At 36.9% G+C, this 13,126-nt stretch carries 12 protein-coding genes; all 12 read left to right on the plus strand.

The genetic code is table 11. From position 1 onward, the window contains the following. The first annotated feature begins 100 nt into the window (after nt 1–100). The 12 genes from recA to KAS42_02125 all read left to right on the plus strand — a co-directional run bounded on the left by recA (nt 101) and on the right by KAS42_02125 (nt 13,080). Nucleotides 101–1,117, plus strand: a complete 1,017-nt coding sequence (recA, locus tag KAS42_02070) for a recombinase RecA (GenBank protein MCK4905017.1) — start codon at nt 101–103, stop codon at nt 1,115–1,117. A 1-nt stretch (nt 1,118) separates the two neighbouring features. Next, nucleotides 1,119–1,562 carry a 50S ribosomal protein L9 gene (rplI, locus tag KAS42_02075; protein MCK4905018.1) on the plus strand — a complete coding sequence of 148 codons (444 nt, stop codon included), beginning with the start codon at nt 1,119–1,121 and terminating at the stop codon, nt 1,560–1,562. A gap of 75 nt (nt 1,563–1,637) precedes the next feature. Next, entirely contained in the window at nt 1,638–2,534 is an 897-nt protein-coding gene (proB, locus tag KAS42_02080) for a glutamate 5-kinase (GenBank protein MCK4905019.1), read from the plus strand. Between the two features lie 107 nt (nt 2,535–2,641). Further along, a complete protein-coding gene (locus KAS42_02085) occupies nt 2,642–3,337 on the plus strand; it encodes a methyltransferase domain-containing protein (GenBank protein MCK4905020.1) in 696 nt (231 codons plus the stop codon). 39 nt (nt 3,338–3,376) lie between these two features. Continuing rightward, complete coding sequence (locus KAS42_02090; GenBank protein ID MCK4905021.1) at nt 3,377–4,033, plus strand: class I SAM-dependent methyltransferase; 657 nt, start codon at nt 3,377–3,379, stop codon at nt 4,031–4,033. A gap of 201 nt (nt 4,034–4,234) precedes the next feature. Beyond that, on the plus strand, nt 4,235–5,002 hold the full coding sequence (locus KAS42_02095; protein ID MCK4905022.1) for a dihydrodipicolinate reductase: 768 nt from the start codon (nt 4,235–4,237) through the stop codon (nt 5,000–5,002). Nucleotides 5,003–5,310: 308 nt separating this feature from the next. After that, nucleotides 5,311–6,567, plus strand: a complete 1,257-nt coding sequence (locus KAS42_02100) for a glutamate-5-semialdehyde dehydrogenase (protein MCK4905023.1) — start codon at nt 5,311–5,313, stop codon at nt 6,565–6,567. Between the two features lie 295 nt (nt 6,568–6,862). Then, nucleotides 6,863–7,789 (plus strand): FAD:protein FMN transferase, encoded by a 927-nt coding sequence (locus KAS42_02105; GenBank protein MCK4905024.1) that lies wholly within the window; start codon nt 6,863–6,865, stop codon nt 7,787–7,789. A 147-nt stretch (nt 7,790–7,936) separates the two neighbouring features. After that, nucleotides 7,937–9,238, plus strand: a complete 1,302-nt coding sequence (gene rsxC, locus KAS42_02110) for an electron transport complex subunit RsxC (protein ID MCK4905025.1) — start codon at nt 7,937–7,939, stop codon at nt 9,236–9,238. Nucleotides 9,239–9,913: 675 nt separating this feature from the next. Beyond that, nucleotides 9,914–11,065: a bifunctional diaminohydroxyphosphoribosylaminopyrimidine deaminase/5-amino-6-(5-phosphoribosylamino)uracil reductase RibD gene (gene ribD / locus KAS42_02115; GenBank protein ID MCK4905026.1), complete on the plus strand. Its 1,152-nt coding sequence runs from the start codon at nt 9,914–9,916 to the stop codon at nt 11,063–11,065. Nucleotides 11,066–11,242: 177 nt separating this feature from the next. Then, nucleotides 11,243–11,875 (plus strand): riboflavin synthase, encoded by a 633-nt coding sequence (locus tag KAS42_02120; GenBank protein ID MCK4905027.1) that lies wholly within the window; start codon nt 11,243–11,245, stop codon nt 11,873–11,875. Continuing rightward, the gene (locus tag KAS42_02125; GenBank protein MCK4905028.1) at nt 11,872–13,080 is read left to right on the plus strand and encodes a bifunctional 3,4-dihydroxy-2-butanone-4-phosphate synthase/GTP cyclohydrolase II; all 1,209 of its coding nucleotides are present in this window, start codon (nt 11,872–11,874) and stop codon (nt 13,078–13,080) included. Before KAS42_02120 ends, KAS42_02125 begins: the two co-directional genes overlap by 4 nt. Nucleotides 13,081–13,126: the final 46 nt, after the last annotated feature.

A 13,126-nucleotide genomic window follows, 5' to 3' on the forward strand; every position in this document is an offset into this window, starting at 1 on the left:
AGCGGGAATATGATAATTTGCAGTATAAATTTCAAAAAATTTATACTCAATCTAACGGGAGGATAAAGTGACGGAAAAATCAGAAAAGAATACGGAAAAGATTAACAAAGATAAAGCGCTTGAGTTGGCTTTAAGTCAAATAGAAAAACAACACGGTAAGGGTTCTATTATGCGCCTCGGTGACGCAAGAGCATATATTCCGGTTGAGGTTATATCTACCGGAGCACTCACTCTTGATTTGGCATTAGGCGTGGGAGGACTTCCTCGAGGTAGAGTGACTGAAATATACGGGCCTGAAGCAAGCGGTAAGACAACGCTTTCTCTTCACGTAATAGCGAATGCGCAAAAAATGGGAGGAAAGGCAGCGTTTATTGATGTTGAACATGCCCTAGACCCTAAATATGCCAAGATTTTGGGGGTTGACCTGGACAATCTATTGGTTTCCCAGCCCGATACAGGCGAACAGGCGCTGGATATCACTGAAGTTTTAGTCAGGTCAAACACAATGGATGTAATTGTGATTGATTCGGTAGCAGCTTTAGTTCCAAGAGCAGAACTTGAAGGAGATATGGGCGATTCGCACATGGGACTTCAGGCACGGCTTATGTCACAAGCTTTAAGAAAACTTACATCTTCTATAAGTAAATCCAAAACTGTATGTATCTTCATTAATCAGATAAGAATGAAAATCGGCGTAATGTGGGGCAATCCCGAGACCACTACAGGCGGGAAAGCATTAAAATTCTATTCATCGGTAAGATTAGATATACGAAGAACGGGTAAGATAACCGGAGAAAACGACACTATTACCGGAAGCACAAACAGAGTGAAAGTCGTAAAAAACAAAGTTGCTCCGCCTTTCAGACAAGCTATGTTGGATGTTTTATATAATCAAGGCATATCATGGGAAAGCAGTGTGATAGAAGCCGCCGCAGAATACGGTATTGTAGAAAAAGCCGGTTCATGGTATTCATATAAAGGAGAAAAGATAGGGCAAGGGAAAGAAAACGCCACAAAATACTTAAAAGAACATGCAGATATCACCAAGGAAATAGTAACAAAGGTTAAAGAAAAAGCAGGGATACTCAAACCCCCGGCAAAAGAGAGGAATAAATAATATGAAATTAATATTAACTAAAGATGTAGAAAACCTGGGTCAAATCGGTGACATAGTAAATGTAAAGGAAGGATATGCTCGTAACTATCTTATCCCTAAAAAGTTAGTTTTTGAAGCAACACCAGCAAACGAAAAAATCATACAAAAGGAAAAAATAAAAGCTGATAAGAGAAGAAAAGAAAACAGAAAAGCAATAGACGAACTGTGTCAAAAATTAGAAAAACTTTCTTTAACTGCACCGGTTCAGGTGGGAGAAAAAGACAAATTATATGGTTCTGTAACCACACAGGATGTTTCGGACCTTTTGAAAAAAGAGGGCTTTGATATAGACAAAAGAAAAATAGAAATTTCTAATCCGATAAAAGCATTAGGTATATACAGCGTAAAAATCAAACTTGACCCTAAAGTTACTGCCACTACAAAAGTTTGGGTGGTGAAGATGTAAGTTATAAGTAACCAGTAACCCGTTTACAGTAACCAGGAAAACTGTAAACTATGTACTGTTAACTGTAAACTTCTAATGGATAAAGCAAAAGTCCTTTCAAAATCAAAATGCATAGTCGTAAAAATCGGCAGCCGTGTTATAACCTCATCCAAAAACGAACTGGATTCATCCCTAATAAACGCTTTAGTTAAGGATATTGAAGCGCTATACAGAAAAAAACATCAGATTTTAATTGTAACTTCCGGCGCAATAGTGGCGGGGCTAAAAGATTTAAAACTCGGTTCAAGACCTACCAACCTGCCTTTAAAACAAGCCGCATCCGCAGTGGGACAAGTAAAACTAATGCACAGTTACGCTACCGCATTTAAAAAATACAATATCCCTGTTGCGCAAATTCTTTTGACACGAGAGGATTTGCACAACAGCAAGAGATATTTAAATGCAAAAAATACCTTGCGTCGTCTTTTAGACAAAGGTGTTATACCTATCATTAACGAAAACGATACGGTTGCCGTGGAAGAAATAAAATTCGGGGACAACGACACACTTTCAGCTTTAGTTTCTCTTATGATGGATGTGGACTTATTAACAATCCTCACAAATGTAGATGGGTTATATACGGACTTGCCCTGTGACAATAACCCCATTAGAAGCCTACATCCCGTTAGAAATAGAATTTCTAACGGGACAAGCCAAAAGTGTGGCATCCCGAAAGCCTTCGGGATTACTTCCAACGAGGCAAGGTTCGTGCCTTATGTAAAGAAGATTACACCTGCAATAGAAAAAATGGCTAAAGCTAAAGGCGACGGCGCAGGCGGAATGGAAACTAAAATCAAAGCGGCAAAAATGCTTACTCAGGCAGGAATACCAGTTGTTATAGCTAACGGCAAAGAAAAACAGATATTAAATAAGATAATTTCAGGTAAAGAAATCGGCACATTCTTCGCTGCGATTGAAAAGAAGAAAAAATAAATATTGGAACATAAAACTTACGACAAAGTCATCCACAGAGATAATTTAGTTGTTTAAAAATCTACGAATAAATCCACTATATACCTACAATTAAGATAGCTAATTATATGAGTATTAAATATTCAGATATTGTCCCATGGGGAAGGTCTTTTGAAGAATACATAGATATGTTTCTTCTGTCAGACGATGACCTCAAACGTAAAATTATCGGTGTAGGAGATGGTCCGGCTTCATTTAATACACAAATGTATAAGCGCGGCGTTAACATCATTTCAGTTGATCCTATATATCAATTTTCCGAGAAACAACTACGAAAAAGAATCAAAGAAACCTATGAAACAGTAATTGCGCAAACCAGTGAGAATAAAGATAAATTTGTCTGGACCAGAATCCCTTCCCTAGAAAATCTTATGCAAATAAGAATGGCTTCAATGGATGAGTTTTGCCAAGATTATGAACTGGGAAAAAGACAGGAAAGATATGTTAATGCAACACTTCCAACCCTTCCTTTTGCCGATAAGAGTTTTGATTTAGTGCTTTCTTCCCATCTTTTATTTTTCTACTCAGCTAATCGGGACCTTAATTTTCACATCCAATCAGTAAAAGAACTCCTTCGTATCGGTTCAGAGGTAAGAATATTTCCTATTGTTGATTTAAACAGTGAACGTTCACCATTTTTGGCGCCAGTTATAGACCAACTATCTAAAGCAAAAGTAACTTGCACAATAGAAAAGGTTCCTTACCATTTCCAAAAAACAGGAAATGAAATGCTACGGCTTAAGTTTAACAAAAACAATGTTTAGGAAATCCATATCTCATAACTCAACACTAAATAGTTGACCATGAAAGAAAAAATAAATTTAAAAGCGCAAACACGATGTACTTTATGCGCTTCGCCAACAAATCTATTTTACGAGACAAATAAAAGTCAATATCACAGATGCAACAACTGTTCTGCCGTAATGTTAGACTCTAAATATTTTCTTTCCAAACAGGCAGAAAAAATCAGATACGAAGAACATAATAATGATGTAGAAGATGCGGGATATCAAAAATTTGTTGCGCCTATTGTTAATCAAGTCGTGCAAAATTTCAATGTCCAACATTTGGGATTGGATTTTGGGTCAGGAACAGGTCCTGTTATCTCAAAACTTTTAAGCGATAAAGGATTTAGGATGAGATTATATGACCCGTTTTTTTTCAACGATACCCAAAACCTTAAATCAAAATACGATTTTATAGTATGTTGCGAGGTAATAGAACATTTTCATAATCCATCAAAAGAATTCGGGCTCTTAAGGTCTCTGCTTAATCAAAAGGGCATATTATACTGCATGACAGATATTTACACCGACAAAACTAATTTCAAAGATTGGTATTACAAAAACGACCCTGCGCACGTATTCTTTTACCATAAAAAAACGGTTGAATGGATCCAAAAACATTTCAATTTTTCGGGATTTAGGACACAGGACAGACTGATTCAATTCTGGGACTAGCATCCACTGTAAAAAACAACACAACAAACCTTCTAATATAACTGTTTCAGCCAATTAGAGAGTATTTTTTACTCCAAAAGATATCAAAACCTCAATTCAGCACATATAAGCTGAACTATGCTATAATACAGGACTTTATCAGGATATCTGAAGTGCACTCCGCTTAAATCAATTGACACAATATTCTCAGGAGGCTAAACCATGGAAAAAATTCGCATTGGACTATTTGGATTTGGAAGAACCGGCAAAATTGTTGCAAACGAATTCCTTCAAGATAGCAATTTCTCTTTAGAATGGGTTGTGCGTAAAACCCCTAGGAATAAGCATAAATTTGCTTCAGACCTTCTTGGTTATGAATATGAAGCTGGAGAAATATTTTCCATTGCCGAAATAGATGAGTCCTTTTTTAAAAATAATCCCGTAGATATAATTGTTGATTTTGCCAGTTCCAAAGCCGTAAACTATTATGAAAAAGCCGCAGGATTAGGTATTAAAATAATTTCGGCAATTTCTAACTACAAGGAACAAGATCTAAATAAACTCTTGTCGTTAAAATCGCAGACAGCTGTGCTTTATTCACCCAATATCACTCTCGGTATTAATTTTCTGCTTATAGCATCTCAAGTCCTTCAGGAGATAGCTCCTCACGCAGATATAGAAATTGTAGAAGAACATTTCAGGGAAAAACGGGACATATCGGGAACAGCAAAGAAACTAGCTTCTATCCTAAATCTTAATGAAAAGACAAATGTTAATTCAATCCGTGTTGGTGGAATTGTAGGCAAACATGAGATAATTTTCGGTTTACAGAATCAAACCATAAGATTGGCGCACGATAGTATCAGTAGAGCGGCCTTCGGTCAGGGAGCCGTATTTGCGTCAAAATGGCTTATAAAAAAACATAAAGGTTTATACTCAATGGAACAGATAATTACCGAAATGTTCAAAAAACATTTGCCTGTTTACTAAAAGCAATTATCGCAACAAAAAACCTAAATTTTCCGCTATCTGAAAATTCTCCGCAAAACAACATTTCAAGAAGTATATAAATGCCCGTTGGAATCATCTTGGAATCCGTGATATTATTATAAAAAAGGGATATGTATGTTTACAGCTAAACAAAAGGTAAAGAATCTTCTCAAACGTCTACCAGAAGACTGTTCTTTAGAAGACATACAGTACCATCTTTATGTCCTTCAAAAAATTGAGAAAGGACTAAAGAGTGTAGAGGAAGGACGAATTTATACGCATGAAGAAGCTAAGAGGATGATGTCAAAATGGATATAAAAACTCAAGTTCTGAAAATAGCTCAAGAGGCGAAGAAAGCTTCGTATAAGCTGGCTATGGCTTCTACCAAAGATAAGAACAAAGCTTTGGGGAAGATGGCGGATGATTTATTGAAAGCAAAAAACACCTTAATTAAAGCAAATAAACAGGATTTAGAAAGCGCCCGCAAAAAGAAACTTTCTTCCGCTTTTATTGACCGGCTCACTCTTAATGAAGAAAGAATTTCGAAGATGGCATCCGATATAAGAGACATCGTTAAACTCCAAGACCCGGTTGGAACTATTATAAAAACTTGGGAAAGACCAAACGGTCTTAAGATAAGCAAAAAAAGAGTTCCGATTGGTGTAATTGGGATAATATATGAATCAAGACCGAATGTTACAAGTGATGCTGCAACACTGTGCTTAAAAGCAGGCAATGCCGTAATTCTAAGAGGCGGTAGTGAGTCTTTTAATTCTAATAAAAAGCTAGCGGAAATACTGAGGTCATCATTGAAAGGAACAGCAATACCCGAAGAAGCTATTCAGTTTATCCCGACAACAGACAGAAAAGCTGTGGATGAACTTCTTAAACTAAACACTCATATAGACCTCATAATTCCAAGAGGTGGCGAAGAATTAATAAGAAAAGTTACGGAAAATTCCTACATTCCTGTAATCAAACATTATAAAGGTATATGCCACGTATATGTTGACAGATTCGCCAACTTAAAAATGGCAAAAGATATATGCTTTAATGCTAAAGTACAAAGACCGGGCGTATGCAACGCTATGGAAACAATGCTTGTTGATGAGAAAATTGCCAAAGAATTTTTGCCGTCGATGTTCAAGAAATTCAAGTCAGCAAAAGTCGAGATTAGAGGATGCGCTAAGACAAGAAAGATAGTTAAAGGTATAAAATCCGCAAACGAATCCGACTGGTATGCCGAATATCTCGACCTTATTCTTGCTGTTAAAATAATTCCGGGGGTAGATGACGCGATTGAACACATCAATACCTACAGCACGCATCTTTCGGATGCGATAGTAACCGAAAATAATCTCAATGCCCAAAAATTCTTAAACGAGGCGGACTCCGCCACTGTTTATGTAAATGCTTCCACAAGATTTACCGACGGCGGCGAGTTTGGTCTCGGCGCAGAGATTGGTATATCAACCGATAAAATCCATGCGCGCGGCCCGATGGGGCTTGAGGAACTGACAACTTATAAATATATCGTGTTTGGCGATGGACAGGTGAGGAAATAAGGTTACGGGATACCAGATGAACAGGTTGCAGAAAACCAGAATATCAGGTCGTTCCTTGCCTTCGCATTGGTTACCTGATGCTCTGATACTCTAATATCCCTGCCCGCTTCGCAAGCCCTCGGTTTCGCCGAAAGGCGAGCAGGCAGGCGTTACCCTTTAACTTCTTTTTTATGTTTCGGATTTCCAATAACCCATGAAAAATAACTTTAAAAATTTAATTCTATTTTTACTGCTTCCCGTAATATTGCTCGCAGCTACCCCATACCACAGAACTTTTCTTTTAATGGGGACTTTTGTGGAAATAACCCTTATTAACCAAAACGATAAAGTCATCAATGAAACTGTAAAAAAAATAAGAATATTGGAAAACAAGTTAAGCATATTTAAAAAGAGCAGTGAAATAAAAAAGATAAATGCGCTGAAAAAGGATAAATTACAAAAGGTATCTAAAGATGTTTATGAAGTAATTGAAAGATCAGTCTATTTCAGTAAATTAACGGATGGTGCTTTTGATATAACAATCTCCTCGCTTCTTAAATTATGGAAGTTTGAAGAAGGAAAACTTAAAGAAATCCCGTCTGAAAAAGAAATAAACAAAGCACTTGAATCCGTTGGATGGGAAAACATAATATTTACTCCAACAAAACCTGTTCATTCCTTGCAAAGGCAAGCAGGCGGAGAAATCGGTTTTAAGCAAGATGGCATAAGCATAAATTTAGGCGGAATTGCTAAAGGATATATTGTGGATAAGGCTATATCCTATTTAAATGCAAAAGGAATCAAATCAGCTCTCATAAATGCGGGAGGAGATGTTTATTGTCTGGGCGAAAAAGAAAATGGAGAATCTTGGAATGTCGGTATACGTCATCCAAGAAAAAAGAAGGGAGTTATAGGGATATTAAAACTGAAAAATAAAGCAGTAGCTACTTCAGGCGATTACGAACAATTTTTCGCTTTGAAAGGAAAAAAGTTTTGTCATATAATTAACCCTCAAACTGGTTATCCTGTGGATAGCGCCATAATTCAAGTCACAGTAGTTACAGAAACTTGCATCGATGCAGACGCGCTTGCAACCGCTTTAATGGTGATGGGAAAAGAAAAAGGGATAGAATTGATAGAAAAACTCGCCAATACCGAGGTCGTGATAATAGAAGAAAAAGAAGAAAAACTCGATATAAGTTATACTAAAGGGTTGGAAGAAATTATTGAAATATATGATTAAAAAAATGTAAAAATTAAAAGTTAAAATGCAAAATTACAAATCAAAATTCAAAATGAAAGACAAGACTTTTAATATTAGTTTCCCCTTTTACACTTTAATATGTAATTTTAATATTTGATTTTTGATATTTAATATTAAGAAAATACCATGATTAAATTACGTCCTTTTAGAGGCGGTGTTCATCCGCCGGAAAACAAACATTTAAGTTGTGATAAAGAAATAATACCCATTCCCGCGCCTAAAATATTGTTTTTTCCTTTAAGCCAACATACAGGCGCACCATGCCAGCCCATAGTTCAAAAAGGCGATAAAGTAAAAAGAGGAACCTTAATAGGAACTTGCGAAAAACTTATATCAAGCCCTATTCATTCGTCTGTTTCGGGAACTGTAAAATCTATAGAAAATAGTTCGCATCCCGTAATCGGAAGATTCCAATCTATTGTAATAGAAAACGATAAACAGGATTTAACCGAAGAATCTATTTCTCCTAAAAAAAACACCGGAAATCTTTCGGCAGATGAAATAATAAAAATCGCAAGAGATGCCGGAATTGTTGGACTCGGAGGCGCGGCATTTCCCACACACGTTAAATTGTCCCCGCCAAAAGAAAAGGTTATCAAAACCTTCATAGCAAATGGCGCTGAATGCGAACCATATTTAACCTGCGACCAACGCCTTATGCAGGAAATGGGGAAAGAAATAGTAGAAGGAATTAAAATAGTAAAACAAGTTGTATCTCCAGAAAGATGCATTATCGCAATAGAAAATAATAAACCTGACGCAATAGAGCAAATAAAAGAATTAACGCGAAATGAGAAGATAGAAGTAATAGCCATAAAAGTAAAATATCCTCAAGGCGGAGAAAAACAACTTATTAAGACGGTTTTAGGCAAAGAAGTCCCGTCGGGTGGACTACCTATGGATGTGGGTGTTGTAGTTCATAATGTCGGAACTCTATTGGCTATTTACGAAGCTGTTAACTTTGGCAAACCACTGTATGAGAGGGTAATAACCGTAACAGGCAAAGTAAAAAACCCAGGCAATTATTTAGTTAGAATTGGAACGCCGATAAAAGACATTCTTGATTTCTGCCAAATAGATTGGGATAACGTAGGTAAAATAATTTTAGGCGGGCCAATGATGGGAATATCCCAACAAGATATCCAAACTCCCATTATAAAAGGAACAAGCGGAATACTCGTTCAAAGTAAAGATGAAATAATAGAAGACACCGAAGCGCCGTGTATAAGATGCGCAAAATGCATAGAAGTTTGCCCTGCATATCTTCTTCCCACACAGATTGCAAAAGTGGTAAAAGCCGAAAAATGGGAAAGATTAAGCCAATTACATATAAAAGATTGTATGGAATGCGGTTGCTGCACTTATGTATGTCCTTCCAAAATTCCCCTGGTTCAATATATTAAATTAGGAAAAATCAAGACAAAATAAGTTCGTTTGCCCAAAATTTATATATCTAAAAAAAAATCCTTCGTAGCAATGCTCTCCGAAGAGTCCGTATACTCGTCCTTTCGGTCAGAAGAACTCTCCGAAGAGTCCGCATACTCCGTCCTTTCGGAGTCATCGGACCGACAGTTGTTTTCGGACTCGTCGGAGAGTCATCGGACATAGTAATGACAAGTAATACGTAATGTCATTGCGAGCGAACAAAGTGAGTGTGGCAATCTAAAAATTAAAAATAAAAGATTGCCACGCCCTCATAATATTCGGGCTCGCAATGACAGAACACATTTCGAGATTTATACATTTTTGATGTTTAACGAGTTTTTAGATAAACTTACTATAAAAAAGATAAATTAAAAATCAAATATCACCCCTAGGAATGCAGAGCATTCCAGGGATTTAGTCCCTTTCTAGGGAGACTAAGTCCTCGGGATTTCAAAGAAATTCCAGAGGGAAAATTAAAATTACATATCAAGATGTAAAAAGTAGTAACCATTAGCTGTTTCTTTTTTATTTTTAAATTTTGATTTGTCATTTTGCACTTTGATTTTTACCCCGAGAAATCCAAAGGATTTCCGGGACTCAGTCCCTGAAATTACTTCGCAATTTCTAGGGGCATTTTGAATTCTAAGTAATATGAAGAACCTAAAAGATATTGAATACATGAAAGAGGCATTGGCTCTTGCAGTAAAGGCCGAAGGACTTACATCTCCTAACCCTTTGGTCGGCGCTGTTATCGTAAAGGGGAACAAAATTATCGGAAGAGGTTATCATAAAAGAGCAGGTTCTAAGCACGCTGAAATCCTTGCCCTTGAATCAGCAGGAAAGCCTGCCCGCCAGCCTGCTACGAAGCTGGCAGGCAACCAAAAGGCAGGCGGGAAAGCAAAAGGAGCTACTCTGTATATCAACCTTGAGCCATGCGCTCATTACGGTAAAACACCGCCATGCGCTCCCCAAATAATAAAAGCGGGTATAAAAAAAGTTGTAATAGCTATGCTGGACCCAAATCCTTTGGTCAATGGTAAGGGGATAAAGAAACTTAAATCCGAAGGAATAGATGTACAAGTCGGTATCCTTGAACAGGATGCTAGAAAAATAAACGAAACATATATTAAATATATGACTAAAAAAATGCCGGTTGTAGTTTTGAAATGGGCTATGAGCTTAGACGGTAAAATAGCCACTCGTAAAGGCAATTCAAAATGGATTTCAGGAAAGGTTTCCAGAGAATTCACACAAAAATTAAGAGGTAAATTCGATGCGGTTTTAATAGGGATAGAAACACTTCTTAAAGACAACCCTCAACTTAACACTCACGGTTTGGAAATAAAAGAACCAAAAAGAATAATTATTGACAGCAGAGGAAGAATCCCTTTGGATTGCAATCTGTTAAAAACTAAAGGCTTGCCCGCCAGGGGTTGGGTGGAGGGCGGACAGATTATAATTGCCACAACAGATAAAATAACCAAAAAGAAAATAAGAGATTTGAAGCAAAAAGGAGTAGAGATTATGGTTACTCCTTCAAAAGAAGGCAGAGTCAACCTAAAGAAACTTATGATAGAATTAGCCAAACGAGAAATTACATCTATATTGGTTGAAGGCGGCGGAACAATAAATGCTTCATTTATAGAAAATGCCTTGGCAGATAAATTTGTGGCGTTTTTATCTCCTATGATAATCGGCGGTAAAAACGCAATTTCTCCGATAGAAGGAAAAGGAATAGAAAAAATAGCCAATGCTATAAGAATCCGCGACTTATCTACAAGGAAAATAGGAGAAGATATAGTTATTGAAGGATATTTCAAACACGGATGATAGTCGATAGTGTATAGTTTTTAGACTATAAACCATAAACTAATTAAATATAGTAGATAGTCGATAGTATATAGTGTTTAGACAACAAACTATAAACCATATTAAATACAGTGGATAGTCGATAGTATATAGTGTTTAGACTATAAACCATAGACCATAAACTATAAACTAATTAAAATGTTCACCGGAATAATTGAAGAAATAGGTAAAATATCTAAAATAGAAAAGAGCGGCAATGTTTGGACGTTTAGCGTTAACGCGCCCAAGATATGCAAAGACGGTAAAAACGGCGACAGCATATCCGTCGACGGAGTTTGTCTTTCCGTAACGGATATACAAAAGAACACGTTCAAAGTGCAAGCTATACGCGAAACATTAGAAAAAACTACGCTTTTAAGTTTTAAAGAAAACAGGAGCGTAAACCTTGAAAGAGCGGTAAAACCTACAGACAGATTGGGAGGACATATTCTCACAGGACATATTGACGCGATAGGAGAAATAATTGAAAAAAGCAAAGGGGAAACTTTTAGTTTGAGAATAGAATCTCCCCTACCCCTAATGAAATATATAGTCCCAAACGGCTCTATAGGAGTCGACGGAATAAGCTTAACCGTAAAAGAAGTAGAGACTTCTTCGTTCAAAATTATTATAATTCCATATACAACATCTTTTGCTACAATAGAAATAAAAAAGATAAACGATAAAGTGAACCTCGAAGTAGATATACTGGCAAGATATATAGAAAAGGCCATATCTGAGAAAAGAGAAACAATTACATCTGAATTTCTAAAAGAAAAAGGATTTCCATGAAATTTGCAAAGGTTAAAGACGCGGCAGAGCAACTCAAAAAAGGCAACTTCGTTATCATTGTGGATGATGAGGACAGAGAAAATGAAGGAGACCTTATAATAGCCGCAGAGTTTGCGACAGCTGAAAAGATAAATTTCATGACAAAGTACGGCAGAGGTATGGTATGCATGCCAATAACAAAACAGAGAGCGACAGAGCTGAATCTGCACCAGATGGTTCCAGAGGACAAGAACACAGAAATCACCCGGTGTAAGTTTACTGTTTCTGTTGATGCAAAAAAAGATACAACTACAGGCATATCTGCACATGACAGAGCAACAACTATAAAAACAATTCTAAATACAAAAACAAAACCGGATGACCTTGCAAGACCCGGACATATATTCCCTCTTCAAGCAGAAGATGGAGGAGTTCTAAAAAGAGCAGGTCATACAGAAGCAACAATTGACCTTGCCAAACTACTCGGGCTTAAACCAGCAGGAGTTTTGTGCGAGATTATGAACGACGATGGCACAATGGCGCGCCTGCCACAGCTTCGGAAATTTTCCGAACGATTTAATATTCCATTATGCACAATAAAAGATTTAATAGCATTCAGGATAAAGGAAGAAAAATTAATAAAAGAAGTGCTTACGACTAATCTGCCGACACCACATGGAGACTTTAAACTTGTCCTTTATGAATCTCTCATTAACCAGGAAAATTATCTTGCACTTATAAAAGGAGATGTAAAAGGCAAACAAGATGTTCTTGTCAGAGTCCACTCACAGTGTCTTACAGGAGACGTTTTTGAGTCGTTAAGATGCGATTGTGGCAACCAACTTCGGGATGCTCTGACAATGATATCCAAAGAAGGCAAAGGCGTTTTACTTTATATGCCGCAAGAAGGAAGAGGTATAGGATTAGCCAACAAATTAAAAGCCTATGTTCTGCAGGATAAAGGAAGAGATACAGTAGAAGCAAATGAAGATTTGGGTTTTAAAGACGATTTAAGAGATTATGGTATGGGTGCGCAAGTTCTGGTAGATTTGGGGCTTTCTACTATAAGACTCTTAACAAATAACCCAAAGAAAATTGTGGGTTTGCAGGGGTACAAATTAAAAGTTACACAAAGAGTTCCAATAGAAACGCCCGTTAACAAACGCAATATTTCCTATCTTAAAACAAAAAAAGAAAAAATGGGGCACCTATTAAAAAAAATATAACAAATTGCGGATTGTTGAATGCGGTCCGATGACTCCGAAAGGACGG

Source organism: bacterium, from assembly GCA_023135785.1.
In the GTDB taxonomy this organism is placed as follows: Bacteria; CAIJMQ01; CAIJMQ01; order CAIJMQ01; family CAIJMQ01; genus CAZNJA01.

Coding starts and splice junctions, on each gene's coding strand:
- rplI (MCK4905018.1), top strand. CDS start 1,119: ATGAAATTAATATTAACTAAAGATGTAGAAAACCTGGGTCAAATCGGT.
- proB (MCK4905019.1), top strand. CDS start 1,638: ATGGATAAAGCAAAAGTCCTTTCAAAATCAAAATGCATAGTCGTAAAA.
- KAS42_02085 (MCK4905020.1), top strand. CDS start 2,642: ATGAGTATTAAATATTCAGATATTGTCCCATGGGGAAGGTCTTTTGAA.
- KAS42_02090 (MCK4905021.1), top strand. CDS start 3,377: ATGAAAGAAAAAATAAATTTAAAAGCGCAAACACGATGTACTTTATGC.
- KAS42_02095 (MCK4905022.1), top strand. CDS start 4,235: ATGGAAAAAATTCGCATTGGACTATTTGGATTTGGAAGAACCGGCAAA.
- KAS42_02100 (MCK4905023.1), top strand. CDS start 5,311: ATGGATATAAAAACTCAAGTTCTGAAAATAGCTCAAGAGGCGAAGAAA.
- rsxC (MCK4905025.1), top strand. CDS start 7,937: ATGATTAAATTACGTCCTTTTAGAGGCGGTGTTCATCCGCCGGAAAAC.
- ribD (MCK4905026.1), top strand. CDS start 9,914: ATGAAAGAGGCATTGGCTCTTGCAGTAAAGGCCGAAGGACTTACATCT.
- KAS42_02120 (MCK4905027.1), top strand. CDS start 11,243: ATGTTCACCGGAATAATTGAAGAAATAGGTAAAATATCTAAAATAGAA.
- KAS42_02125 (MCK4905028.1), top strand. CDS start 11,872: ATGAAATTTGCAAAGGTTAAAGACGCGGCAGAGCAACTCAAAAAAGGC.